The 24,706-nt window shown below is 62.3% G+C and carries 22 protein-coding genes; 14 read left to right on the top strand and 8 right to left on the bottom strand.

Annotated features, from left to right (window positions below):
- Positions 1–6: 6 nt before the first annotated feature.
- The 4 genes from ppx to Q0799_RS14170 form a co-directional block, all read right to left on the bottom strand.
- A complete protein-coding gene (gene ppx / locus Q0799_RS14185; protein WP_298399510.1) occupies positions 7–1,494 on the bottom strand; it encodes an exopolyphosphatase in 1,488 nt (495 codons plus the stop codon).
- A gap of 129 nt (positions 1,495–1,623) precedes the next feature.
- Positions 1,624–3,516, bottom strand: coding sequence for a propionate--CoA ligase (locus Q0799_RS14180; RefSeq protein ID WP_298399508.1), 1,893 nt, complete (start codon positions 3,514–3,516; stop codon positions 1,624–1,626).
- A gap of 50 nt (positions 3,517–3,566) precedes the next feature.
- Positions 3,567–4,682 carry a response regulator gene (locus Q0799_RS14175; protein ID WP_298399505.1) on the bottom strand — a complete coding sequence of 372 codons (1,116 nt, stop codon included), beginning with the start codon at positions 4,680–4,682 and terminating at the stop codon, positions 3,567–3,569.
- 1 nt (position 4,683) lies between these two features.
- Positions 4,684–5,679 (bottom strand): oxidoreductase, encoded by a 996-nt coding sequence (locus tag Q0799_RS14170; protein ID WP_298399503.1) that lies wholly within the window; start codon positions 5,677–5,679, stop codon positions 4,684–4,686.
- Between the two features lie 138 nt (positions 5,680–5,817).
- Here Q0799_RS14170 and Q0799_RS14165 point away from each other — a divergent pair, with 138 nt between their 5' ends.
- From Q0799_RS14165 to Q0799_RS14155, 3 genes are all read left to right on the top strand, one after another.
- Positions 5,818–6,327, top strand: a complete 510-nt coding sequence (locus Q0799_RS14165; protein WP_298399501.1) for a C40 family peptidase — start codon at positions 5,818–5,820, stop codon at positions 6,325–6,327.
- 128 nt (positions 6,328–6,455) lie between these two features.
- Positions 6,456–7,472 carry an extracellular solute-binding protein gene (locus Q0799_RS14160; RefSeq protein WP_298399499.1) on the top strand — a complete coding sequence of 339 codons (1,017 nt, stop codon included), beginning with the start codon at positions 6,456–6,458 and terminating at the stop codon, positions 7,470–7,472.
- Between the two features lie 73 nt (positions 7,473–7,545).
- Positions 7,546–8,175, top strand: coding sequence for an ankyrin repeat domain-containing protein (locus Q0799_RS14155; RefSeq protein ID WP_298399498.1), 630 nt, complete (start codon positions 7,546–7,548; stop codon positions 8,173–8,175).
- Here the strand turns inward: Q0799_RS14155 and Q0799_RS14150 are convergent.
- Complete coding sequence (locus tag Q0799_RS14150) at positions 8,172–9,113, bottom strand: CysB family HTH-type transcriptional regulator (RefSeq protein ID WP_298399496.1); 942 nt, start codon at positions 9,111–9,113, stop codon at positions 8,172–8,174. The genes Q0799_RS14155 and Q0799_RS14150 overlap by 4 nt on opposite strands.
- A 124-nt stretch (positions 9,114–9,237) precedes the next feature.
- Here Q0799_RS14150 and Q0799_RS14145 point away from each other — a divergent pair, with 124 nt between their 5' ends.
- The 9 genes from Q0799_RS14145 (at position 9,238) to urtA (ending at position 20,430) form a co-directional block, all read left to right on the top strand.
- On the top strand, positions 9,238–10,923 hold the full coding sequence (locus Q0799_RS14145) for a nitrite/sulfite reductase (protein ID WP_298399494.1): 1,686 nt from the start codon (positions 9,238–9,240) through the stop codon (positions 10,921–10,923).
- Positions 10,924–11,436: a DUF934 domain-containing protein gene (locus Q0799_RS14140; protein WP_298399492.1), complete on the top strand. Its 513-nt coding sequence runs from the start codon at positions 10,924–10,926 to the stop codon at positions 11,434–11,436. It abuts the gene before it with no gap.
- Positions 11,437–11,450: 14 nt separating this feature from the next.
- On the top strand, positions 11,451–12,170 hold the full coding sequence (locus Q0799_RS14135; RefSeq protein ID WP_298399491.1) for a phosphoadenylyl-sulfate reductase: 720 nt from the start codon (positions 11,451–11,453) through the stop codon (positions 12,168–12,170).
- 43 nt (positions 12,171–12,213) lie between these two features.
- Positions 12,214–12,780 carry a glutathione peroxidase gene (locus Q0799_RS14130; RefSeq protein WP_298399489.1) on the top strand — a complete coding sequence of 189 codons (567 nt, stop codon included), beginning with the start codon at positions 12,214–12,216 and terminating at the stop codon, positions 12,778–12,780.
- A 254-nt stretch (positions 12,781–13,034) separates the two neighbouring features.
- Positions 13,035–17,618 (top strand): EAL domain-containing protein, encoded by a 4,584-nt coding sequence (locus Q0799_RS14125; protein ID WP_298399487.1) that lies wholly within the window; start codon positions 13,035–13,037, stop codon positions 17,616–17,618.
- A 104-nt stretch (positions 17,619–17,722) separates the two neighbouring features.
- A complete protein-coding gene (locus Q0799_RS14120; protein WP_298399485.1) occupies positions 17,723–18,238 on the top strand; it encodes a phasin family protein in 516 nt (171 codons plus the stop codon).
- Positions 18,239–18,321: 83 nt separating this feature from the next.
- Positions 18,322–18,516, top strand: coding sequence for a hypothetical protein (locus Q0799_RS14115; RefSeq protein ID WP_298399484.1), 195 nt, complete (start codon positions 18,322–18,324; stop codon positions 18,514–18,516).
- An 82-nt stretch (positions 18,517–18,598) separates the two neighbouring features.
- Positions 18,599–19,036 carry a hemerythrin domain-containing protein gene (locus Q0799_RS14110; RefSeq protein ID WP_298399482.1) on the top strand — a complete coding sequence of 146 codons (438 nt, stop codon included), beginning with the start codon at positions 18,599–18,601 and terminating at the stop codon, positions 19,034–19,036.
- Between the two features lie 131 nt (positions 19,037–19,167).
- Positions 19,168–20,430 carry an urea ABC transporter substrate-binding protein gene (gene urtA, locus Q0799_RS14105; RefSeq protein ID WP_298399480.1) on the top strand — a complete coding sequence of 421 codons (1,263 nt, stop codon included), beginning with the start codon at positions 19,168–19,170 and terminating at the stop codon, positions 20,428–20,430.
- A gap of 67 nt (positions 20,431–20,497) precedes the next feature.
- Here urtA and Q0799_RS14100 read toward each other — a convergent pair whose 3' ends face one another.
- The 3 genes from Q0799_RS14100 to Q0799_RS14090 form a co-directional block, all read right to left on the bottom strand.
- Positions 20,498–21,061 carry an alpha/beta fold hydrolase gene (locus tag Q0799_RS14100; protein ID WP_298399478.1) on the bottom strand — a complete coding sequence of 188 codons (564 nt, stop codon included), beginning with the start codon at positions 21,059–21,061 and terminating at the stop codon, positions 20,498–20,500.
- Between the two features lie 217 nt (positions 21,062–21,278).
- A complete protein-coding gene (locus tag Q0799_RS14095; RefSeq protein WP_298399476.1) occupies positions 21,279–21,884 on the bottom strand; it encodes a 3'-5' exonuclease in 606 nt (201 codons plus the stop codon).
- Positions 21,881–22,555, bottom strand: coding sequence for a carboxylesterase (locus tag Q0799_RS14090; protein ID WP_298399474.1), 675 nt, complete (start codon positions 22,553–22,555; stop codon positions 21,881–21,883). The genes Q0799_RS14095 and Q0799_RS14090 overlap by 4 nt, the downstream gene beginning before the upstream one ends.
- A 141-nt stretch (positions 22,556–22,696) precedes the next feature.
- Between Q0799_RS14090 and Q0799_RS14085 the strand changes: the two genes are divergently transcribed.
- Together Q0799_RS14085 and Q0799_RS14080 are read left to right on the top strand one after the other, a co-directional pair.
- Positions 22,697–23,581: a DUF808 family protein gene (locus Q0799_RS14085; protein ID WP_298399472.1), complete on the top strand. Its 885-nt coding sequence runs from the start codon at positions 22,697–22,699 to the stop codon at positions 23,579–23,581.
- A 141-nt stretch (positions 23,582–23,722) separates the two neighbouring features.
- A complete protein-coding gene (locus Q0799_RS14080; protein WP_298399470.1) occupies positions 23,723–24,682 on the top strand; it encodes a TerC family protein in 960 nt (319 codons plus the stop codon).
- The last annotated feature ends 24 nt before the right edge of the window (positions 24,683–24,706 follow it).

The following is a 24,706-nucleotide window of genomic DNA, read 5'->3' as shown; positions in this document are numbered from 1 at the left end:
GCCCGCCTATTTGCGGGCGCGGACCAGGAACTCGCGTCCGATCTGCTTCCAGACCACCGTTTCCTCGCTCAAGGCGGCAGCCGTCCAGGGGTTTCCGGCCAGCCAGGCATCGGGTAGTTCCAGCAGATAACCCCGCTCGGTGGTGGACACGCGCCAGGCCGGCAGCGCACGGTCATCGCGCGTGCGGTGCAGCGAAACCGCCAGCCGCAAGCAGAACACCAGGCGCCAGATGCTGTCCTCGGCCGGCACCGCCCCCAGTTTTTCCAGCTTGCCCCGGTGACCGAGCACCAGCATCGCCAGGCGCGCCTGTTCCTTCTTCGAGAAACCCGGCATGTCCGCGTAAGTCAGGATGTAGGCACCATGCTTGTGGTAGGCGTTGTGGGCGACGGAAATGCCGATCTCGTGCAGGCGGCAAGCCCACGACAGGTACTGCAGGTCGTTTTCGTCGGGTGTCCCGCCGGACAGCTGGGTCAAGGCGGAAAGCGCCGTCGCCTCGACGCGCTCGACCTGATCGCGCTCAACCTGGTAACGCTTGCGGAAGCTCTTGACCGTCGAATCGCGCATGTCGTGATGATGGAAACGCCCGAGCAGGTCGTACAGCACGCCAAGGCGCAAGGCACCGTCGGCATAGGTCATTCGTTCGATGTCCAGCTCTTCGAATACCGCCGCCATGATGGCAATACCCCCGGGCAGGACCGGCAGACGGTCCCCCTTGACGCCGCGCAGTTCTAGCGCGTCGGCCGAACCCGCCTTGACCATCAGCGAGCACAGACGCTCCAGCCCGACCCGGGTGATGCCGCTCTCGCCGCCGGGATTCATGTCGTTCATCTCGAGGATGTCGGCAATGGCACGCGCCGACCCCGAAGAGCCGACGGCTTCCTTCCAGCCAAAGCGCTGGTAGTCGTGAGCAATCAGTTCGATTTCCTTGGCCGCGGCGACCTGTGCCTCGCGCAGGCGGCGCTTGTCGACCTTGCCGCCGGGGAAGTAGCGCATGGTGAAGCTGACACAGCCCATGTACAGGGATTCCATCAACTGCGGATCGTGGCGCTTGCCGATGATGAACTCGGTTGAGCCACCACCGATATCGACGACCAGACGCTTGTGCCCGGCGGTCGGCAGGGAATGCGAGGCACCGAGGTAAATCAGGCGGGCCTCTTCGCGCCCGGCGATGACCTCGATCGGAAATCCCAGGGCTTTTTCCGCCTGCGGCAGGAAGGAAGACACGTTCTTGGCCACGCGCAGGGTATTGGTGGCGACAGCACGAACGGCAGCGCCGTCGAGACCGCGCAGGCGCTCACCGAAGCGACGCAAGGCGGCCAACGCACGCTCCTGGGCTTCGACATCGAGCAGTTTGTCGGGCGTCAGGCCGGAAGCCAGGCGCACCGGCTCCTTGAGTGCATCGAGTGGGTAGATCTGGTCGTCGACGACACGTCCGACCTGGAGACGGAAACTGTTGGAACCCAGGTCGACCGCAGCTACGGTTTCATAAATCATCGCTTGGCATCATCGCTAAGATCAGGCAGCCGGGGATTTTAGCACTGTGACCGGCGCCGGATTCTTACAGTGGAAGACATAAAAAACCCGCCGGTTTCAAGCGGCGGGTTTTTGCGGGCAGGAAAACGATCAGCCGGCCAGCAGCTTCTTGATGTTTTCCAGCGTGGACGGATCTTCGATCGTCGTCAGATCGCCCGGATCGCGACCTTCAGCCAGCGCCTGCAGCGAACGGCGCAGCATCTTGCCGGAACGGGTCTTCGGCAGGCCGGTGACGAAATGCACGCGGGCCGGACGACCGATCGCCCCCAGAATGCCGTCCACCGTGGCGAACACTTCCTTTTCCAGGGCCTTGACCATTTCGGGCGTTGCCACCTTGCTGGCATCCTTGACCACGGCAAACGCCATCGGCACCTGGCCCTTGAGCTTGTCCTCGATGCCGACCACGGCCACTTCGGCGATGGCCGGGTGGTTCTGCACGGCTTCCTCGATTTCACGCGTGCCCAGACGGTGGCCGGCAACGTTGATCACGTCGTCGGTGCGGCCGAGGATGGTGAAGTAACCGTCTTCGTCCTTGATCGCCCAGTCGTAGGAGGAGTAAACCAGCGGCTCCTTGAACAGCGTGAAGTAGGTGCTGACGAAACGGTCGTCCTGCCCCCAGACGGTGGACAGGCAGCCCGGCGGCAGCGGCGGGATGACCGCGGCGATGCCCTTCTCGTTGGCGCCGCACTCGGAACCGTCCTCGCGGAAGATCTTGAGGTTGTAGCCGTAGACCGGGAAGCTCGGCGAACCGAACTTGATCGGCGTCTTTTCGACACCGTGCAGCGCAGCCAGCATCGGCCAGCCGGTTTCGGTCTGCCAGTAGTTGTCGATGACCGGACGGCCCAGTTCGTTCTGGAACCACTCGTGCGTCGGCTGGTCGAGCGGCTCGCCGGCCATGAACACGTGCTTGAGCGACGACAGGTCGTACTTGTGCATGTAGGCCGGATCCTGCTTCTTCAGCACGCGGGCGGCGGTCGGTGCGGAGAACATCACCGAGACCTTGTACTTCTCGACGATCTGCCACCAGATGCCCGGATCGGGACGCAGCGGCGTGCCTTCGTACATGATCGTGGCCATGCCGGCGATCAGCGGACCGTAGATGATGTAGGAGTGACCGACGACCCAGCCGATATCCGAAGTCGAGAAATAGGTTTCACCCTCGTTGCCGCAATAGATGTGCTTCATCGACGAAGCCAGGGCCACGGCGTAACCACCGGTATCGCGCTGCACGCCCTTCGGCTTGCCGGTGGTGCCGGAGGTGTAGAGGATGTAGGACGGCTCGGACGATTCCAGCCACTCACACTCGACGCGGGCATTCAGATTCTGCTCGCGCAGCGTGGCGTAATCGACGTCACGCCCGGCAACCTTGTTGAATCCCTTGTCCAGGCCGCGATCGACCATCAGCACATGGGCCGGCTTGTGTTCGGCAATCTCGATGGCTTCGTCGAGCAGGTGCTTGTACGGCACGGCCTTGCCGCCGCGCATGCCGGCATCGCTGGAAACGATCAGTGCCGGCTTGGCATCGTCGATGCGGGTGGCCAGCGAGCCGGAAGCGAAACCGCCGAACACCACCGAGTGGATGGCGCCGATGCGGGCTGCCGCGAACATCGCGAAGGCTGCCTGCGGAATCATCGGCATGTAGATCAGGACGCGGTCGCCCTTCTTGACGCCGAGACCTTTGTAGATCGCCGCCATGCGCTCGACTTCGGTCTGCAGTTCGGCGAAGGAGTAAATCTTCTCCTCGTCGGTCTCGGTCGACACGAAGATCAGCGCCTTGTCGTTCGGACGCTTCGCCGCATGGCGGTCGATGGCGTTGTGGCAGAGATTGGTCTTGCCACCGACGAACCATTTGGCAAACGGCGGACGCGAAAAATCGCAAACCTGGGTGAACGGTTCCTTCCAGTCGATGAGCTGGGCCTGCTCGGTCCAGAAAGCATCCGGTTGCTCGATCGAATACTGGTGAAACTCCTTGTAAGTCGCCATATAACTCCCTCTAGCTAGTGGTTTCCTGCACATCAAAACAAAAGAACGGATTATTTTTTGGCCTGTGCCCGTTCGCTCAAATAACGCTCGATCCGCTCGATCGGCAGATCCAGGCCCATTTCCTTTTCCATCAGCGCCAGCAGCGGCGTCAGTTGCCCAAGCAGGGCATCCAGATGCGACATGACCGGTCCCGGGCGATTGGCACGCAACAGTTCAAGTGCGTGCTGCAGGGAAATCGGCCGCGTTGCCGGCAGACTGCCGCCGGCCTCGGTACGGTTACCGCCAGCCTGCATCGCCTTCTGCATCCGTTGTTCGGCGAGTTCGAGCAAGGCGCCAGCCGAACTGACCAGATCGGTCGGCACGCTGGCCAGACCGATACTCACCGTCAACCCGAGCGACTGCCCCTGCACCGAGAGCCGCGACGCCTCGACCGCCTGGCGGACGCGCTCGGCGAAACTGACGCAGTAATTTGCCGCCGTTCCCGGCGAAACCACCGCAAAACGCCCTTCGGCGACATGTCCGAGGCTGTCCTCCTGACGCATCTTGCTGCCCAGCATCTTGGCGAAACGGTTGCCGACTTCCTCGGCCAGCGCCGGCCCGAGCTTGTGCGTGAGGACGTCGTAACCGTCGAAGCCGAGCACCATCAGGCTGACGTCGATGCCGTGCCGGGCCGAATGCGACAGCGCCTGCGCCGCCTGCAGTTCCAGATACTTGCGAGTGAACAGCCCGGTCGCCGGGTTCTGCACCATCTGCTCGCGACCGGAGTCGAGATTTTCCTGGGCCTGCTGCAAGGCCAGCAGATTGCCGAGCCGGGTCAGGATTTCGATCGCGCCGCTGCCCTTGGTGATGAAATCCGACGCCCCCAGGCCGCGCGCCTTGCCGCGCTCCTCCTCGGTCTCCTCGCCGGAAACCAGGATGAACGGCATTTGCTGCAGACGACGCAGGCGCGAGGTGCGCAGGCGCTCCAGCAATTCGTAGCCGTTCATTTTCGGCATCTGCAGGTCCGACACCACGGCCCGGATCGACTGATCGAGCACCAGCGTCTGCCAGGCAGCTTCGCCGTCAGCCTCCTCGCGCACCTCGTACTGTGCCTTGATGTGCTGAGCCAGCGACGCCCGGACGACCTTGGAGTCGTCAACAATCAGGACGCGGGGCAACTCGGCCATCTCAGCCACCGGCCACTTCAACCACAACGCGGCCCTTGGCCCGACCGCCGATGTATTCGTCGAAGGTCGCCGGCAGGTCGGCAAAGGGAATCGAGCGGGACATGCGGGCCAGGTGCGGCGGCCGCAAATCGCCGGCCAGTCGTTGCCAGACGCCGCTGCGGTAAGGCTCGCGGATGTAGCCGGAGTCGATGCCGAGCAGCGAGACGCCGCGCAGGATGAACGGCGCGACCGTGGTATTCAGCGACATGCTGGCGGCCAGGCCGATGCTGGCAATGGTGCCGCCCTGTTCCATCGTGCTGGCGATCCAGGCCAGCACATCGCCGCCCAGATTATCGACCGCCCCGGCCCAGCGCGCCCGGTCGAGCGGACGAATCCGGCTCAGGTCGAGGTCCTGGCGCAACATGACTTCCGCCGCCCCCAGACCGCGCAGGTAATCGGCTTCGCTCTCCTTGCCGGTCAGCGCCACGACGCGGTAACCGCGCTGGGCAAGCATATCCACGGCCAGACTGCCGACACCACCGGTGGCGCCGGTGACGATCACGGGCCCCTTGTCCGGGGTCAAGCCATTTTCTTCCATGCGCACGATGCCGAGTGCCGCGGTAAAACCAGCGGTTCCCAGGGCCATGGCGTCGTAGAGACTCAAACCGGCCGGCAGCGGCACCACCCAGTCGGCCGGCACGCGTGCCAGTTCGGCATAACCGCCGTGATGGGCCACACCGATATCGAAACTGGTGGCGATCACCGGATCGCCGGGTTTGAATCGCGGATCGGCACTTTCAAGCACGGTCCCCGACATGTCAATGCCGCCAACACAGGGAAAACGCCGGATGATCTTGCCGGCGCCGGTCGCTGCCAGCGCATCCTTGAAATTGATGCTCGAATAGGCGACCCGGATGACGACTTCGCCTGCGTCAAGTTCATCACGCGTCATGTCGACGAAACGATGTCCGACCTTGCCTTCGTGTTCCTCAATCAGCAATGCCTTGAAGGAATCCATTGTGTTGTGCTCCTCACTTCTCAGGGTTCAAATTGTATTCATAATTACGGATTATGAACATAGTTCCTCCGTCATCCGCCTAGGCAGATCGCGTTCGAGACTTTACAGGCCGGAAAATTTCAAATAGATTAAGCGCCCATGAAATCCGGCTTCGCCCCTCTCCTGCTCGCCGCCTGTCTGGCCTTGAACGTCCAGACGGCCGTTCACGCCAGCGAAACGACGCGCCAGCAGGAAGCGCCGATGTCCTTGTTCGAACGTTACACCAACGCCACGCAGGATGTCATCCTTGAAGGCCTGAAGCTGGTTGGCGTGCGTTACAAGATGGGCGGCAACAGCATCGAGGCCGGACTGGATTGCAGCAGTTTCGTGCAAACCGTGTTCAAGGAAAGCATCGGTGCCTACCTGCCGCGCACAGCCCGCGAACAAAGTCAGGTTGGCGAGCAGGTGGACTTGAGCCAGTTGAAACCGGGCGATCTGGTGTTCTTCAACACCATGCGCCGTGCCTTTTCGCACGTCGGCATCTATCTTGGCGACAACCATTTCCTGCACGCGCCGCGCGCCGGTGCCGAAGTCCGCGTCGAGAACATGAACAACAGCTACTGGATGACCCGCTTCAACGGCGCCCGCCGGATCATCGAAGCCCAGTAAGCCAGTTGGAACAAACGACCTGCGGGTCGTTTTTTTTCGCCACAACACAATAACAGTTCTCATTAACCAAAAAAACCAATACAATGAAAAAGAACCATTCTCATATCGTTTAACTTCAGGAGCTGTACATGAAAACGAAAGCCACGCTCATCGCGTTGACCCTTGTTGCCGCGTTCCAGCCAGCCATCGCTCAGGAAAAAGTGCTCAATCTGTATTCGGCACGCCACTACCAGACCGACGATGCCCTCTACGCCGACTTCACCAAGCAAACCGGCATCAAGATCAATCGCATCGAAGGCAAGGAAGAGGAACTCCTCGAGCGTATCCGCAACGAAGGCGCCAACAGCCCGGCTGACGTGCTGCTGACGGTTGACGCGTCGCGCCTGGCCAAGGCCCGCGAACTGGGGCTGTTCGCCCCGCTCAAGTCGAAGGTGCTGGAAAGCCGCATTCCGGCCCATCTGCGTACCGACGAATGGGCTTCGTTCTCGACCCGTGCCCGCGTCATCGTCTATAACAAGGCCCGCGTCCAGGCTGCCGACGTGCAAAACTACGCCGACCTGGCCAACCCGAAGCTGAAGGGCATGGTCTGCTCGCGCTCGGGCTCGCACCCCTACAACCTCTCGCTGCTGGCTTCGGTCATCGCCAATGAAGGCGAAGCCAGGGCCGAGCAACTGGCTCGCGGCATGGTGGCCAATTTCGCCCGCAGCCCGAAGGGTGGCGACACTGACCAGATCAAGGCAGTGGCCGCCGGCGAATGCGGCGTCGCCATTTCCAACAGCTACTACGTTGCCCGCCTGATGCGCTCGACCAAGCCCGAAGACCAGAAGGTGATCGACAACATCGGCATCGTCTGGCCGAACCAAGGCACCACAGGCACCCACATCAACGTTTCCGGCGGCGGCGTGCTCAAGCATGCGCCGAACAAGGAAGCGGCAATCAAATTCCTGGAATACCTGGCCTCCGATTCGGCACAGCGCTACTTCGCCGACGGCAACAACGAGTGGCCGGTGGTCGCTTCGGTCAAGGTTGCCAACCCGGCATTGACCAAGCTGGGCGCCTTCAAGGCCGACAAACTGCCGGTCAACAGCCTGGCCATGTATCAGGTCAAGGCCCAGATGATCTTCGACCGCGCCGGTTTCAAATAAACGACATTGTCGCCAGGCCTCGCCAAAGCGGTTGGCTTCCCCTAGAATTTCCTCAATTGAAGAGAAGGAAACCATGGGATCCAACAGCTTTGGCACCAGCCCACTGATTGAAGCGATCCGGGCAAACAGTCTGCCCCGGGTCATCGCCGCTCTTGAGGACGGCGGGGATGTCGAAGAAAAAGACATCCACGGTTATGCCGGATTGCCGTTACGAACTGCCTGTTTTTCCGGCAATGTTCCGATCATCCGGGAATTGCTCAAGTTTGGCGCCGACGTCAACGCCCCCACCGCCGACGGGCCGGGCGCGCCGCTCCGGGCCGCCATGCGCGCGGGCAATACCGAGATCGTCGCCCTGCTGCTCTCCCACGACGCCCAGATTCCCTTCGGCCTGGAAATCCCGATGGCGGTCTATGAGCGCGCCAAGGAGCTGACCGCCGGCAACACAGAAACGCTTGACGTTCCCATGCTGGAATTCGAGCGACACGACCTACCCCCGGCATCCTCCGCGCCCGCTGCCGAAAAGACCGACGCCAAGCAGTTTCGCGGCAACGTGATTGAATTCACACCCGTCGAAGTCAATGTCGAGGAAGTCGATCTGCGGGGCGTTTACGGTGTGGACACCAGCGTCCTGGCGCTCGATTTCGAACGTGCCAGCGGTGCCTGGGAAAAGGTCGAGGGCGTCGTCAAGAAGGACGACACCTAGAGTTGCCAGGCCTCGCCACCGCCCTGCAGGGTCATCTCGATTACCCGCTTGTTGAGATGCGGCGCAAACAGTTCGATGAAGTCGTAGTCGAAACGGCGTAAATAACTACCTCGGCGCACCGCCAGCCGGGTCGTGTTCGACTCGAACAGGTGGCCGGCGTCGATGGCCACCAAACCGGCGTCGCGCTGCGCATCGAAAGCCAGCTTGGCGATGATTCCCAAACCCAGCCCCAGGCTGACATAGGTCTTGATCACGTCGGCATCGAGTGCGGTCAGCGCGATGTTCGGTTCGATTTCCAGGCGCTCGAAGGCGCGGTTGATCCGCGAACGGCCGGTGAACGCCGCGTCGTAGGTGATCAGCGGCCAGCGCGCCAGTTCCTGCAGCGACAAGGGCTGGCTGGAGAGGATCGGATGACCGGCCGGCGCGATCACGCAATGTGACCATTGCTGCACCGGGAAGGAAACGAGCTGCGGATGCTGGTCGAGCGACTCGGTGGCAATGCCGATATCGGCCTCGCCCGACGCCACCCAGTCGGCGATCTGCAGCGGATTGCCCTGATGCATCTCCAGCTTCACATTGGGGTGGCGGGCCACGAAATCGCGGACCACGGTCGGCAACGCGTAGCGCGCCTGCGTATGCGTTGCCGCCAGCACCAGCTTGCCGGAATCGCCGCTGGAAAACTCGGCACTGGCCCGCTTGAGGTTTTCCGCCTCGCGCAGGATGCGTCGGGCGATGTCGATGACCACCCTGCCCGGTTCGGTGACGCCGGTGAAACGCTTGCCGCTACGCTCGAAGATGGCGATGCCGAGTTCGTCCTCAAGCAGCTTGATCTGCTTGGACACGCCAGGCTGCGACGTGAATAGCACCTCGGCCGCCTCGGAGACGTTGAGTCCCTGGCGTTCGATCTCGACGATGTAGCGCAGCTGCTGAAGTTTCATGAATGTCTTAATAACAAAATACGATAACAATCTAACGCAATATTCTTTTTGATTCAATGCTCGCCGGTTACGATGCGCTCCTCGAATCATTGCCGCAATTGCGCGCGGCCAGCAGAGGAAACGCATGTACAAATACGACGCCATCGACCGCCAGCTGATCCTCGACCGGGTCGAGCAGTTCCGTGACCAGGTCCGCCGCTGGCAGGCGGGCGAGCTGACCGACGACGAATTCCGCCCGCTGCGTCTGCAGAACGGGCTCTACATCCAGCGTCACGCACCGATGTTCCGCATCGCCGTGCCTTACGGCATGCTCAATTCGGCGCAGCTGCGCAAGCTCGCCCACGTCGCCCGCAAGTACGACCGCGGCTACGGCCACTTCACCACCCGCCACAACCTGCAGCTGAACTGGCCGAAGCTGACCGACGTGCCCGAAATCCTGGCCGAGCTGGCCGAGGTCGACCTGCACGCCATCCAGACCTCGGGCAACTGCCTGCGCAACATCACCACCGACCAGTTCGCCGGCGTCGCCGCCGACGAGATCATCGACCCGCGCCCGCTGGCCGAAATTCTCCGCCAGTGGACCACCTTCCACCCGGAATTCGCCTTCCTGCCGCGCAAGTTCAAGATCGCCATTTCCGGCACCGAGGAAGACCGCGCGGTCACCTGGTTCCACGACATCGGCCTGCATCTCAAGGTAGTCGACGGCGTTGTCGGCTTCACCGTGATCGTCGGCGGCGGCCTCGGCCGCACCCCGATCCGCGGCCAGGTGGTGCGCGAATTCCTGCCCTGGCAGCACATCCTCACCTATTGCGAGGCGATCCTCCGCGTCTATAACCGCTTCGGCCGCCGCGACAACGCCTACAAGGCGCGCATCAAGATCCTGGTGCAGGCGCTCGGCGTCGAGGAATTCGGCAAGCTGGTCGAAGCCGAATGGGCGCATGGCAAGGATGGCCCGGCGACCATCACCCAGGCCGAGTACGACCGCGTCGCCGCGCATTTCGGCGCCCCGGCCTACGAGACGATCACCACGGTCGACGCGGCCTACCAGGCAAAAACCCTTGCCGACAAAGCCTTCGCCCGCTGGGTCGAGCGCAACACGCAGCCGCACAAGGTGCCCGGCTACGCGGCGGTGACGCTGTCGCTGAAAAAGCATGGCGTCGCGCCGGGCGACATCACGTCCGACCAGATGGAAGTCGTCGCCGACCTCGCCGATCGCTACAGCTTCGGCGAACTGCGCGTCAGCCACGAGCAGAACGTCATCCTCGCCGACGTCCGCCTCGCCGACCTCCCCGAGGTCTGGCGCGTGGCCAAGCTCGCCGGCCTGGCGACACCGAACATCGGCCTCCTGACCAGCATCATCTGCTGCCCCGGCGGCGATTTCTGCGACCTCGCCAACGCCAAGTCGATTCCCATCGCCACCGCCATCCAGCAGCGTTTCGACGACCTCGACTACCTGTTCGAGATCGGCGAAATCGACCTCAACATCTCGGGCTGCATGAACGCCTGCGGCCACCACCATGTCGGCCATATCGGCGTGCTCGGTGTCGACAAGAACGAGGCCGAGTTCTACCAGGTCACGCTCGGCGGTCGCCAGGGCAACGACGCCAGGCTCGGCAAGGTGATCGGCCCGTCGTTCTCGGCCGAGGAGATGCCCGACGTGGTCGAGAAGATCATCAAGGTGTACCTGGAGAACCGCCACCCCGACGAGCGTTTCATCGACACCTTCGACCGGATCGGCATCGACCCGTTCAAGAACCGCGTTTACGAAGGCCGCGCCCACGGCAAGGCCAAGCAGAAGGAGGCCGCATAAATGGCACAACTGATCAAGCAGGGCAATGTCACGGCCGACACCTGGAAAACCCTGGAAATCGGCGAGGGTGAAACCCCCGAAACCGTCGTCCTGCCCGCCGGCGACGTCATTTTCCCGCTCGCCGTGTGGCTGGCGCGCAAGAACGAGATCGTCTCCTGCCACAAGCGCATCGGCCTGCTGCTGCTGCCCGACGACAAGGTCGAGGACGTTGCCGCCGACCTCGAGTACTTCGTCGTCGTTGCCGTGCATTTCCCCAAATTCGTCGACGGCCGCGGCTACTCGACCGCCGCCCTGCTCCGCCAGCGCTATCATTATCAGGGCGAACTGCGTGCCGTCGGCGACGTGCTGCACGACCAGCTGTTCTTCATGCAGCGCGTCGGCTTCGACAGCTACGCGCTGAAGGACGGCAAGGACGCCATCCACGCCATCGGCAAGGGCTTCGCGCCGTTCTCCGAGACCTACCAGGCCTCGACCGACCAGCCCGAACCGCACTTCCGCCGCCGCACCGCCTGAAAGCCCAGCCAGCCATGACGCCAGCCCTGCTCAACATCACCCCTGAACTCGCCGCCAGCACCGCCGCCAAGGCAGACGCTGCGCGCGCGCTGCTCGCCGACATCGCCGGCGCGTGGTCGCCGGCCGCCTTCGCCAACAGCCTCGGCGCCGAAGACATGGTCCTCACCGACCTGATCGTCAAGGCCAAGCTGCCGATCGAAGTCTTCAGCCTCGACACCGGCCGCCTGCCGGCTGAAACCTACGACCTGATGGCGGCGGTCGACCGGCACTACGGGCTGAAATTGAAGCTCTACTTCCCGCAAGCCGAGGAAGTCGAAAGCTACGTCCGCCAGCACGGCATCAACGCCTTCTACGACTCGGTGACGCTCAGGAAGGCCTGCTGCTACGCGCGCAAGGTCGAACCGCTGCGCCGCGCCCTGGCCGGCAAGCGCGCCTGGATCACCGGCATGCGCGCCGAACAGGCGGCCACCCGCGGCCAGCTGGCGACGCAGGAATACGACGAAGGCAACGGCCTGGAAAAATTCAACCCGCTCGCCGCCTGGAGCGAGAATGAAGTCTGGACCTACATCAAGCAGAACGCCGTGCCCTACAACGCCCTGCACGACAAGTTCTACCCCAGCATCGGCTGCGCCCCCTGCACTCGCGCCGTCTCCCTCGGCGAAGACATCCGCGCCGGCAGATGGTGGTGGGAAGCACCGGAATCCAAGGAGTGTGGACTGCACGTAAAGGCGTAATCGCTGTCAAAGCGGCTGAACCTCAACGAGAAAGGACGCTGCAATGAAAACGAAGTGGTTACGCCGACTGGGTTTATCGAGCCTCCTGGCCCTCCTCGGCCTGCCGCTGGCGCAGGCACAACCGGCCTGTCCGGGCTTGCTCAACCACCAGTTCGCCAATCTTCAGGATGGCTCGCCGATGCCGCTCTGCCAGTACGCCGGCAAGGTCATCCTAGTCGTCAACACGGCCAGCAAGTGCGCCTTCACCTCGCAGTACGAAGGCCTGGAGAAACTCTACGCCGAACTGAAGGATCGCGGCCTGGTCGTGCTCGGTTTTCCGTCCAACGACTTCGGCGAACAGGAGCCGGGCAGTAACCAGCAGATCGCCGACTTCTGCCGGATGACCTACGGCGTCGAGTTCCCGATGGTCGCCAAGACCGTGGTCAAGGGACCGCAGGCCAACGGCTTCTACCGCCAACTGGCCGAACGCACCGGCAGCACCCCGAAATGGAACTTCCACAAGTACCTGATCAACCGCGATGGCAGCCAGATCGTCGCCTACACCAGCCTGACCTCGCCCGACAGCAGCAGCCTGCGCAAAAAGATCGATCAGTTCCTTGCCCAGCCCTGATGCATCAAGGTGGATGAAGATTTCATCAATGCAAAGATTTGGTTGTCGCCCTCTCCTGTTGCATAAGCACCAGAATAAAAAACCATTTTCGCATTATGGAAAAACAACGTACGATGCTGCCTAGGTAACGAACGGGGTCGCATCGGTCTCCGCGTGCCGCCACTGCGAATTCCGGCCTCCCGGCCGGGCCTGATCGATTCGCACAAAAACCAAACAGGGAAGGTGGCACCGCAATGGGGTTGTCAGAGGAAGACATGGGTGAAGCATCCCGCGTGACCGGGATCGCCGAACCGGACGATGAACCAACGCGTTTCAATCCGACGCGTCCGCGTTATGTGGTCGGCATCGGCGCGTCTGCCGGTGGACTGGAAGCGCTGACCGCACTGATTTCGCACCTGCCGGTCGATCTCGGCATCTGCTACGTGGTCATCCAGCATTTGTCGCCGACCTATCGCAGCATGATGGCCCAGTTGCTGGGTCGCGATACCGAAATGGCGGTACGCGAAGCCGAGGAAGGCGGGCAACTCGAAGCCGATACCATCTTCATCGCCCCCGCCAATCGCAATCTGACGCTTGAAGGCGACACTTTCGTCCTGGTCGAGACGCCCCCCCGGGTGGCGCCAAAGCCCTCGGTCAATGTCTTCCTCGCTTCGCTGGCCGAAGCCCGTGGCAGTGACGCCATCGGGGTCATCCTTTCCGGCACGGGCAGCGATGGCGCGCAGGCCATCGGCAGCATCAAGGCCGCCGGCGGTTTCACTTTTGCCCAGGAACCCGCCAGCGCCAAGTATTCCGGCATGCCGCAAGCGGCCATTGACAGCGGCACCATCGACTGGGTGCTACCCCCGGAGCAAATCGCCCGGCGGATTGCTGAAATCGCCCGTTCCCGCGAACATCTGGCGCCGCCTGAAAGCAACCTGGGCAGCGCTTCGACGCTGAAGAAACTGCTGGCCAAGGTCCGCCAGCACACCAAGGTCGACCTCAACGGTTACAAGGAAAACACCATCTGGCGACGGATCGAGCGACGGATGGCGGCGAATCGCATGGTTTCGCTCGAGGAATATCTTGCCCACGTCGATGCGGTACCTGATGAACTGGACCTGCTCTACAAGGATGTCCTGATTTCGGTGACCGCCTTCTTCCGCGACCCGGCAGCCTTCGATGCCCTGGGCAACGTACTCGAAGGCCTGCTGCGGGAGAAGCGCCCAGGCGACGAATTGCGCGTCTGGGTCGCAGGCTGCGCCACCGGCGAGGAAGCCTATTCGGTCGCCATGTTGCTGTGCGAACGTGGCGGATCGGCGCTGAGCAATCTGCGCGTGCAGATATTCGCCACCGATCTCGATCTCAACGCGATGTCCATCGCCCGCAAGGGGGTGTATTCGGCATCGGCCATCGCAACGCTCGAAAGCGAAATGGTTGCCCGCTATTTCGTTCCCCGGGGTGATGCCTACGAGGTTTCGAAAACCTTGCGCGAAATGGTCGTCTTTGCCCGCCAGGATCTGGTCCAGGACCCGCCCTTCCTGCGTCTTGACCTGATCACCTGCCGCAATGTGCTGATCTATTTCCAGTCGGAACTCCAGGCCCGCATCCTGTCCGTCTTCCACTATGCATTACGGCCCGACGGCTATCTATTCCTTGGCAAATCGGAGAATGTCTACCAGCAGGACTCACTTTTCGGCTCGGTACACAAGGATGCCCGGATATTTCGCCGGGAAAACGTGCTGACGCGTCCCAACCTGTCTGCCGGCGCCTTCATCCTGTCGCCGGCGGAACGGGCCGGCACCGAAATCGACAAGGTGGTCGAAAAAACCGCCGCCACCCTTTATCAGGAGTCGGCTGCCCGCTTCTATCAGCCGCCCGGCATCCTGATCAACGGCAATTTCGACATCCTGCACCTGCAAGGCAATGTCAGCGACTTCCTCAACGTCGCCGAAGGCCGGCCGAATTTCGACCTGCCCCATCTGATCCGCAAGGAATTTGCCGCCGATCTGCAGACACTGACGCACCAGGCAAGGCACAAACAGGGATCGGCCTGCGGTCGGGCGCGGACGCTGAAACTGGCCGACGGCAAGCGCGCCGTGCGCATGGTCGTCCATGCCGTCGAAGCGAACCAGAGCAATGCCATGTTCCTGGTTGTATTCGAACCTGTCGCCAGGATTCGCAGTGTCGCTGGCCCAGGCAATAGTGAATCCGGGGCAACCGTACGCGAACTGGAGGACGAAATCGTCGCCATGCGCGAGCATCTGCAGGCGGTGATCGAGGAACTGGAAACCTCGAACGAGGAAATGCAGGCCCTCAACGAAGAGGTGCAGGCGGCCAACGAGGAATTGCAGTCGTCGAACGAGGAACTGGAGGCCTCGAACGAGGAGCTTCAGGCGACCAACGAGGAATTGACCACGGTCAACGAAGAATTGCAGATCAAGAGCACGCAGTTGCTGGAGTTCAACTACGACCTCGAAAGCATCCAGAACTGCATCGGTTTCCCGCTGATTTCGGTCAATCGCGGCCTGGAGATCGAGCGCTTCAACCAATTGGCTGCCGGCCTGTTCTCGCTGGGTACGCCGGCGGTCGGCATGTCCCTGAACCGCATCAAGTTGCCGCACGGCATGCAGGACTTCAGCCATCTGGTCCATCAGGTGATCGTGGACGGCGAACCGGTCGAACAGGCCATCAGTTCAATCAGCCGTCACTACGCCCTGCACATCGCGCCGAACATCTCGCCGCGCGGAATCCGGGGCGCCATCGTCCTGCTCATCGACGACACCGAACTGCACACCTCGGAACAGATCCTGCGCACCAACCAGCAGAAGCTGACGGCAATCATGAACGCCTCGCCAACGCTGTCCAGCCTGAAGGACACGGCCGGCCGCTATGTTTTCGTCAACCACAAGTTCGAGGAGCATTTCGGCGTCAACGCCGACGACATTATTGGCAAGACCGATCGCCAGATATTCGGCGGACGCATCGCCGACGAATTCCGTCAGCGCGACCTGGAAGTGCTGCGCAACAATTCAGCGCAGGAGGTTGAGGAAAGGGTGCCGACGGCCCGCGGCGAACGCATCCTGAACTCGGTGCGTTTCCCGCTGCTCGGCGACGACGGCGTCGTTTATGCCATATGCACACAATCGTCGGACGTCACCGAGCGCAAGCATGCCGAGGACCAGCTCCGACTTGCCGCCCGCGTTTTCGATCACTCCGGCGAAGGCATTGTCGTCACCGACGCCAATGCCCGCATCCTCACGGTCAACGACGCGTTCAAGCGGGTCACCGGCTACAGCGAACGCGAGGCGATCGGGCGCAGCCCGTCGATGCTCAGTTCGGGCAAGCACGGCACCGAGTTCTTCGAGGAAATGTGGAAATCGATCCAGAATAACGGCTGGTGGCAGGGTGAAGTGTGGAACCGGCGCAAGAATGGCGACCTCTACCCGGAATGGCTGACCATCAACAGCGTCCGCGATGCCGAAGGCGAGCTCGTCAACTACGTCGGCATCTTCAGCGACATCAGCGTCGTCAAGCAGTCGCAGAAACGTATCGAATACCTGGCCACTCACGACGAACTGACCGGCCTGCCCAACCGCATGCTGTTCAACGACCGCCTGAAAATGGCGATCAGCAAATGCGAGCGCAACCAAAGTCAACTGGCCGTCCTGTTCGTCGACGTCGATAACTTCAAACTGATCAACGACACCATGGGCCACGATGTCGGCGACATCCTGATCAAACAGGTCGCCGAATCGCTCAAGCTCTGCATCCGTGCCGGCGACACGGTCTCGCGCTTCGGCGGGGACGAATTCACGATCATTTTCGAGATCGAGAATACCAGTGAAGTGGTCGTTGCGGCCCAACGTATCGTTGACAGCCTGTCGCTACCGCACCAACTCGACGGCAAGCAGGTGTTCACCACCGCCAGCATCGGCATCAGCCTCTACCCCGACGACGGGGCGGATTGCCAGACCTTGCTGAAAAATGCGGACATCGCCATGTACAAGGCCAAGGAGCGCGGCAAGAACAACTACCAGTTCTTCACCGGCGAACTGCGCACCCTCTCGCACGATCGCATGTACCTGATCAACGATCTGCGCCAGGCGCTCGCCAGCAACGCCTTTCATCTGGTGTACCAGCCCCAGCTCGACATGCAGACCGGCGAACTCACCGGGCTCGAAGCACTGCTGCGCTGGCGGCATGCCGAGCGCGGCCTGGTCTTGCCGGGTACATTCATTCCACTGGCCGAAGAGATCGGCCTGATCGGCGCCATCGGCGAATGGGTGCTCGACGCGGTGTGCACCCAGATCGTCGCCTGGCGCGAGGCCGGCCTGAAACCGCCGAAGGTGGCAATCAACCTGTCGCCCAAGCAGTTCCGCAAGTCCCATGTGCCGAGCCTGATTTCACGCATGCTGTCCGAGCACGGACTGCAACCGGACTGCCTGGCGCTGGAATTGACCGAATACGCGCTGATGGACGATACCGATTACACCCTGCAGATGCTCACCGAATTGCAGCAGCTCGGCGTGCATCTGGCCGTGGACGATTTCGGCACCGGTTATTCGTCGCTGAGCTACCTGAAGCGCTATCCGATCAACGAAATCAAGATCGATCACAGCTTCGTCGACGGCATCGCCGACGACGCCAACGACGAGGCGATTGCGCGCACCATCATCGCCATGGCCAATGTCATGGGGATGGATGTCGTCGCCGAAGGCGTGGAAACGGAGGAGCAGCGGCAGGCATTGCTGAGCAACGGATGCCGTGTCGCCCAGGGCTACCTGTTCGCCCGGCCCATGCCGGTCGGTCAGGTTGAAGCCTGTTTCAGCGGCAATACGCTGCTGGCCCCGGGTGCCTGATATTTCCATCAACCCGAGCAGACCGGATAATTATGTTGCAGTGCACAATATTCTTCCGTTATACTGTACAGCGAACACTTTCATGACCATTCAAGGAGACAGCAATGTCCATCAATACCGAGCAATTCGCCGCCGCCAACAAGGCCACCGTTGATTCCCTGCTGTCCGTCGCCAACACGGCACTGGCCTCCGCAGAGCGCATCGCCGCCCTCAACCTGAACACCGCCCGCGCCGCTCTGGAAGACACCGCTTCCGGCGTCAAGACCGTGCTCGAAGCCAAGGACCCGCAAGCCGCCCTGGCCGCCCAGAAGGCACTGGCCCAGCCGGCCGTCGAGAAGGCTGTTGCCTACTCGCGTTCGGTCTACGAAATCTCCAGCCAGACCCAGCAGGAACTGGCCAAGATGGTCGAAGCCCAGTTCGGCGAATTCCAGAAGTCGATCGCCAACATGGTCGACCTGGCCGCCAAGTCCGCGCCGGCCGGTTCCGAAGGTGCCGTTGCCGCCGTGCAGAGCGCCATCGCCGCTGCCAACTCGGCCTTCGGCAACATGAACGCCATCGCCAAGCAATTCTCCGATGCCGCCCAGAAGAACATCGCTGCCGCGATGAAGCAGGGCAAGTAATTCCCGGGCTTGCATGACGAAAGGCCCCGCGCGACCCGCGGGGCCTTTTCTTTCGTATCGCCGCAAGACCCACGGAGCCCCCCATGCCGGAAGAAAAGACCGACGCAGAAATCGACAGCATGCTGCACGCAGCGCTGGGCGGTCTGACGCCGCACCAGGCACTGCTGCAGGCATCGCTCGCCGACGCTGCCAAGGTAGACGAACGCGCTGCCGCCATCGCCAAGAATCGCGAGCGGGCATTGCGATTGCTGGCAGCCCTCGAAAAATCGCAGGGCTGACATCGCCAGCAACTTTCCCGAAAAACCCTCTATACTCAAAACGCTCGACAGGAACACAACAGCCACTTCCCTGGAGGCGTGTATGCACTTGATCTGTAACGATGCCGTGGATCGTATGCACCGCGACCACGACTATCTGCTCGACCTGATCCAGCGCATCAAGGCTGTTTGCGACCGTGGCGAAGGGATAGACAACTGCCGCGATTGCCCCTCCGGCCACCGCGAGTCTTGCCACAGCAACATCGAGCAACTGGTCCGAACCTTCGTCGAAGCCACGCTCAAGCACAACGCGGTCGAATCGGTCTATATGGCCGACAACGTCCCCAAGGCCCATCGTCTTGCCCACAACCAGGCCCACCAGGCCATCGGCGAGCAGTTACGGGCCATCCGCCTGGTCTTCTCGGCCGACGGCAATTGCGTACTGGCCATCCAGGGAATCGACGAAGTCCTGCACACCCTGCAGGCACACTTCCGGGAATTCGACCAGCATCTGGAAACCTTCCTGAACACCCCGACCTGAGCCAGCCCCCCAAATACGCAAACCTACGCAATCTGACGTATTTGCCCGGAAGCTCGCCCTCCTTAATCTGACGTTGCACCGCAGCAAACGCTTTTTCCGAAACGTCAGTCAATTCAGATCAAGGAGTTTTCATGAGCACTCGTCGCAGCTTCATCAAGGCCACCGTCCTCGCCGCCGCCCTGTCGTCGATCGGCATGGCCGCCCACGCCGCCGACACGATCAAGGTCGGCATCCTGCACTCGCTGTCCGGCACCATGGCGATTTCCGAAACGGCGCTGAAGGAAACCGCGCTGATGACCATCGAGGAAATCAACAAGAAGGGCGGCGTCCTCGGCAAGAAACTCGAGCCGGTGGTCGTCGATCCGGCCTCCAACTGGCCGCTGTTCGCCGAAAAGGCCCGCCAGCTGCTGACCCAGGACAAGGTTGCCGTCACCTTCGGCTGCTGGACCTCGGTGTCGCGCAAGTCGGTCCTGCCGGTCTACAAGGAACTCAACGGCCTGCTCTTCTACCCGGTTCAGTACGAGGGTGAAGAACTCGAGAAGAACGTCTTCTACACCGGCGCCGCGCCCAACCAGCAAGCCATCCCGGCCGTCGAATACCTGATGTCCAAGGACGGCGGCGAAGCCAAGCGCTTCGTGCTGCTCGGCACCGACTACGTCTATCCGCGCACGACCAACAAGATCCTGCGCGCCTTCCTGAAGTCCAAGGGCGTTGCCGACGCCGACATCATGGAAGAGTACACCCCGTTCGGTCACAGCGATTACCAGACCATCATCGCCAAGATCAAGCAGTTCGCCTCCCAGGGCAAGAAGACCGCCGTCGTGTCGACCATCAACGGTGACTCCAACGTGCCGTTCTACAAGGAACTCGGCAACGCCGGCCTCAAGGCCACCGACGTGCCGGTCGTCGCTTTCTCGGTCGGCGAGGAAGAACTGCGCGGCGTCGATACCAAGCCGCTGGTCGGCCACCTAGCCGCCTGGAACTACTTCCAGTCGCTGAAGAACCCGGAAAACACCAAGTTCATCAAGATGTACAAGGACTGGGCCGCCAAGCAGAAGCTGCCGAACGCCGCCACCGTCGTCACCAACGACCCGATGGAAGCCACCTACATCGGCATCCACATGTGGGCCCAGGCCGTCGAGAAGGCCAAGTCCACCGACACCGACAAGGTCATCGCCGCGATGGCCGGCCAGACCTTCAAGGCGCCGTCGGGCTTCACCGTCAAGATGGACGAAAAGAACCACCACCTGCACAAGCCCGTATTCATCGGCGAAGTGAAGGCCGACGGTCAGTTCAACGTCGTCTGGAAGACCAAGGGTCCGGTCCGCGCCCAGCCGTGGTCGCCTTACATCCCGGGCAACGACAAGAAGAAGGACGTGCCGGAAGGCAAGTAAGCCGGCATTTCAGCCACAACGAAAAACGGGGGCCGCGGCCCCCGTTTTTTTTGGCGTTGCAGCAAGATCACTGCTTGAGCAGACCGACCACGTCATCAACCAGATCGGCCTTCTCCTTGATCAGGTCGGACACTGGATGACCACGCCCAGCCAGTTCAATCTGGACCTTGGGTTCGGCAGACTGGGTGAAGGCCTTCGGCTGCCACGCGGCCCAGCGATCGTTCTTGTTGTAGGCAAACAGTTTCTTGGTCTGGGTCATCGGCAATCCGCGATCATCCACCGAGGCGAACTGGATCACCGTATTGAAGACCCCGTCATCCTGACTGCGTGCATAGTTGGCAGCCAGTTCGCCACCACGGCTATGGCCCATCAGGGAAATCTTCGTCGCCCCGGTTTCCCTGGCATGCGCGACCACCGCTGCAACTTCGTTGAAACCGGCACCGGCCTGACCGGCCCAGCTCGGGGCAATCACGCGAAAGCCGGCGGCAGCGAGCGCCTGCCCCATCTCACCGCCGTTCTTGCCGAAGAAAAAGCGTCGGTCGTTCCCGCCTGCGCCATGCAATGCGATGACGACATGCTCGCCCGCCCCCATGGTCATCACCGAGACATTCATCTCGCCATGCTTGATCACAGACTCTTCCTGGGCTTGCAACGGAGCAGCACCGAAAGAGACCACACACCCCATTACCGCCATCCATTTCCTGAACATTATTGTCACTCCCTAGAACGGTCATTGAAAGACTGCATTGGCCCGCCCTGGAGGCGATGACGCGCCCAGGACTTGCCAGCAGCATCATAGCCAATCGCAAGAAATCCAACAGCCAGCAATTACCCCAGTGGGTTCGAATTCAGGCGTCGGGGTGCGCGGCACGCCAGGCCCGGTAAAGGCACAGGGCGACATGGGCGTCGTTGGCGGCGTAGCGCAGTTGCCGCTCGTCGAGACGGCGTGCGGCCCAGTTGCTGGTACCGGTCTTTTTCGACTTCTGGAGTCGCAGGCCGAAAAAGTGCGCGACCGCGACCTTGGCGCCAACGGTACCCCGATGACCGGGACCGCGCAGTTTTTCGCCAAGATCGAGCAGGTTGCGCGGCACGATGTCGAGACGACGCTTGAGGGCGCTGCGGTCGTTGCCCAGGCCGAAGCCGACCTTGAGCAGCGTCGGCGATTCGAGTATCTCGCGCAGCAAGGGATGAGCTTCGGCATTGGCCACCTGGAACAACCAGGCATGATCGTCGGTGGCAAGCTGGATCAGGTGTGGCCCGGTCGATTCCTCGCCTTTGCGGAAGGTCGGCTTGGATTCGCTGTCGAAACCGATCACCGCTGCCGCCCGCAGGGCGTCGGCGGCCGCGGCCAGGGCCGCCTCGCCTTCGACCAGGATGATCCGGTCCAGATCGAGCCCGGGATACGGCGGCAGATCGTCGGTCAGACCGGCGCGACTGACTTCCGCCGCGCTCATGCCAGGCGCACCTGCAGCCAGTGGCCGATATCGGCAATTTCCTCGACGCAGACACTGTGTGGCATCGGGTATTCATGCCAGTCGACGGCATAGCCTTCGCCCAGCAGCAGGTCGCGCGCCTGTTTGCCGAGAACGGGCGAGACCACGTCGTCGTCGCTGCCGTGGGCCGCAAATACCGGGATCTGGCGGTTGGCCGGCGCCGCCTCGCGTACCAGCAAGGACGCCGACGGAATGTAGGTCGATAGCGCAATCACGCCGCCAAGTGCCTGCGGATGCGTCAGCGCCCCCAGGTAAGCGACCGCCCCGCCCTGCGAAAAGCCGGCGACGAAAATCCGCGAACAGGGAATGCCACGCTCGTTTTCCCGGGCAATCAGGCAACGCAGCGCTTCGCGGGAAGCAAGCAGGCCGGCTTCGTCGATCCGCCGTTCGTTCGGCGACAGCGACAGGATGTCATACCAGGCCGGCATCACCCAGCCGCCGTTGCAGGTCACCGGAATTTCCGGTGCGTGCGGAAAGATGAAGCGGACGCCGACCCTGTCGGGCAGGCCCAACTCGGGGACCACCGGCACGAAATCCGAACCGTCGGCCCCCAGGCCGTGCAGCCAGATGACACTATGGCTGGGCGGCATGCTGCCGTGTTCGACTTCGATGGCGGGCAAACAATCCTGCATGGCAACTCCTGACGGCAAATGAACTCGGCGGCGAATGACGCTCAGGCGCAGTATAGCGGCAGTGACACCGACGCAAGCCAGGCGCTGCGCCTACCCGGTCGGTATACTGGCGAACCTTCCACCGACCGCGAGACGCAAGCCATGGCCTCCTCCGCATTTTTCGCGCTGCTGCGCGACGTCAGCAAACTCGCCGCCAGCGCAGCCGACGACCTCGCCGCGCAGAGCGCCAAACTCTCCGCGGCGGCCGACGACATCGCAACGCTGACCGGCAAGGCGGCGGTCAAGACGGCTGGCGTCGCTGGCGATGATCTGGCGGTCGGCGCCGGCCAGGTCGCCGGCGTCTCGCCCAACCGGGAACTGCCCGCCTTGTGGCGGATCACCAAGGGCAGTGCGGTGAACAAGGTGTGGCTGGCCGCATTGCTGCTGGTCGTCGGCTACTTCCTGCCGCCGGCGATCACCATCGCCCTGACCCTGGGTGCGCTCTACCTCGCCTTCGAGGGCGGCGAGGGCCTGCTCGAGTATTTCCACGATGACAGCGACGGGGCTGCCGAAGCGGCGCCGATGACCGAGGACGAAAAGGTCCGAGGTGCCATCAAGACCGACATCGTGCTCAGCTTCGAGATGCTGGTGATCTCGCTCGCCGCCACCGGCGACGCCCCACTCGGCTACAAGATCGCCGTGCTCGCGCTGGTCGGCGTGGTGATGACGGTCGGCGTCTATGGCCTGATCGGCCTGATCATCCGGCTCGACGACATGGGACTGGCGCTCGCCCGTAAAGGCGAAGGCTGGCGCCGCCGCCTCGGCCTGGCAATGGCCAACGCGGCACCGGTCATCCTGAAGGTGCTCGGCCCGGTCGGCATGGTCGCGATGTTCGCCGTCGCCGGCGGCATCCTCGGCCACCTGCTCCATCTCGAGATCGGCCACTGGGCGCTGGCGCTGCTCGCCGACATCGCCATCGGCGTCGTCGTCGGCCTGCTGCTGGTCGGCCTGCACCACCTCTGGGCCAAGTGGCGCGGCAAGCACTGAGCGGCGCAACGGTTGCGGTTTTAGCGGAATCATCCCTCGGCTTTTCCGAGGCCCGGCGCATTGACCGGCCCCGACCCACCGCCTATTGTCGACGGCATTTTTCGGTAGCCGCCCGGCCACCGCTCATCGTCGGGGAACACTTTGGAAACTGTAGGTAGCTGGGGCCTGTGGGCCACGTTTTTCGGCATTGTGCTGACGATGCTGGCCATCGACCTGTTCGTCGTTGGCGGCGGCAAACAGCACCGCGTCTCGGTACGCGAAGCCGGCACCTGGACGCTGATCTGGATCACCGTCTCGATGCTCTTTGCCCTGGGCTTGTGGGCCTATCTCGACGAGACCGCCGGCCGTGCGATGGCCAACCAGAAGGCGCTGGAATTCGTCACCGGCTACCTGATCGAGAAATCGCTGGCCGTGGACAACCTGTTCGTCTGGCTGATGCTGTTCAATTTCTTCGCCATTCCCATGGAGTTGCAGAAACGGGTGCTGATCTACGGCGTCCTGGGCGCCATCGTCCTGCGTACCGGGATGATCTTCGCCGGCGTCTGGCTGGTGGCGCAGTTCCACTGGCTGCTCTACGTCTTTGGTGCCTTCCTGCTGGTCACCGGGATCAAGATGTGGTGGTTCGCCGACCAGGAACCCGATCTCGAGACCAATCCCATCCTGCGCTGGATTCGCGGCCACATGAAGGTCACCAATCAGCTCGAAGGCGAGCGCTTCGTGGTGTATCGCGAGGAAGGCGGCAAGCTGGTGCGCTACGTCACCCCCCTGTTCCTGGTGCTGGTGCTGGTCGAGTTCTCCGACATCATCTTCGCGGTGGATTCGATCCCGGCGATCTTCGCGATCACCACCGACCCGTTCATCGTGCTGACTTCCAACATCTTCGCCATCCTCGGCCTGCGCGCCATGTACTTCCTGCTCGCCGACATGGCCGACCGCTTCGCGCTGTTGAAATACGGCCTGTCGATGGTGCTCATCTTCATCGGCGCCAAGATGCTGTTGATCGACATCTACAAGATCCCCGTCTTGTTCTCGCTCGGCGTCGTTGCCGCAATCATCGGCACCTCGGTGATCCTCTCGCTGCGCCAGACCCGCCAGCGCTGATCGACCGGGCCGGCGGTCCGCCGC

Source organism: uncultured Azonexus sp., assembly GCF_937982035.1.
GTDB lineage: Bacteria > Pseudomonadota > Gammaproteobacteria > Burkholderiales > Rhodocyclaceae > Azonexus.
The sequence above is the reverse complement of the archived record's forward strand: the minus strand, read 5'-3'. Positions and strand labels throughout refer to the sequence as shown.

Bases quoted from the DNA above. Each gene is read 5' to 3' on its own strand.
- ppx (WP_298399510.1), bottom strand. From the start codon at position 1,494: ATGATTTATGAAACCGTAGCTGCGGTCGACCTGGGTTCCAACAGTTTC.
- Q0799_RS14180 (WP_298399508.1), bottom strand. From the start codon at position 3,516: ATGGCGACTTACAAGGAGTTTCACCAGTATTCGATCGAGCAACCGGAT.
- Q0799_RS14175 (WP_298399505.1), bottom strand. From the start codon at position 4,682: ATGGCCGAGTTGCCCCGCGTCCTGATTGTTGACGACTCCAAGGTCGTC.
- Q0799_RS14170 (WP_298399503.1), bottom strand. From the start codon at position 5,679: ATGGATTCCTTCAAGGCATTGCTGATTGAGGAACACGAAGGCAAGGTC.
- Q0799_RS14165 (WP_298399501.1), top strand. From the start codon at position 5,818: ATGAAATCCGGCTTCGCCCCTCTCCTGCTCGCCGCCTGTCTGGCCTTG.
- Q0799_RS14160 (WP_298399499.1), top strand. From the start codon at position 6,456: ATGAAAACGAAAGCCACGCTCATCGCGTTGACCCTTGTTGCCGCGTTC.
- Q0799_RS14155 (WP_298399498.1), top strand. From the start codon at position 7,546: ATGGGATCCAACAGCTTTGGCACCAGCCCACTGATTGAAGCGATCCGG.
- Q0799_RS14150 (WP_298399496.1), bottom strand. From the start codon at position 9,113: ATGAAACTTCAGCAGCTGCGCTACATCGTCGAGATCGAACGCCAGGGA.
- Q0799_RS14145 (WP_298399494.1), top strand. From the start codon at position 9,238: ATGTACAAATACGACGCCATCGACCGCCAGCTGATCCTCGACCGGGTC.
- Q0799_RS14140 (WP_298399492.1), top strand. From the start codon at position 10,924: ATGGCACAACTGATCAAGCAGGGCAATGTCACGGCCGACACCTGGAAA.
- Q0799_RS14135 (WP_298399491.1), top strand. From the start codon at position 11,451: ATGACGCCAGCCCTGCTCAACATCACCCCTGAACTCGCCGCCAGCACC.
- Q0799_RS14130 (WP_298399489.1), top strand. From the start codon at position 12,214: ATGAAAACGAAGTGGTTACGCCGACTGGGTTTATCGAGCCTCCTGGCC.
- Q0799_RS14125 (WP_298399487.1), top strand. From the start codon at position 13,035: ATGGGTGAAGCATCCCGCGTGACCGGGATCGCCGAACCGGACGATGAA.
- Q0799_RS14120 (WP_298399485.1), top strand. From the start codon at position 17,723: ATGTCCATCAATACCGAGCAATTCGCCGCCGCCAACAAGGCCACCGTT.
- Q0799_RS14115 (WP_298399484.1), top strand. From the start codon at position 18,322: ATGCCGGAAGAAAAGACCGACGCAGAAATCGACAGCATGCTGCACGCA.
- Q0799_RS14110 (WP_298399482.1), top strand. From the start codon at position 18,599: ATGCACTTGATCTGTAACGATGCCGTGGATCGTATGCACCGCGACCAC.
- urtA (WP_298399480.1), top strand. From the start codon at position 19,168: ATGAGCACTCGTCGCAGCTTCATCAAGGCCACCGTCCTCGCCGCCGCC.
- Q0799_RS14095 (WP_298399476.1), bottom strand. From the start codon at position 21,884: ATGAGCGCGGCGGAAGTCAGTCGCGCCGGTCTGACCGACGATCTGCCG.
- Q0799_RS14090 (WP_298399474.1), bottom strand. From the start codon at position 22,555: ATGCAGGATTGTTTGCCCGCCATCGAAGTCGAACACGGCAGCATGCCG.
- Q0799_RS14085 (WP_298399472.1), top strand. From the start codon at position 22,697: ATGGCCTCCTCCGCATTTTTCGCGCTGCTGCGCGACGTCAGCAAACTC.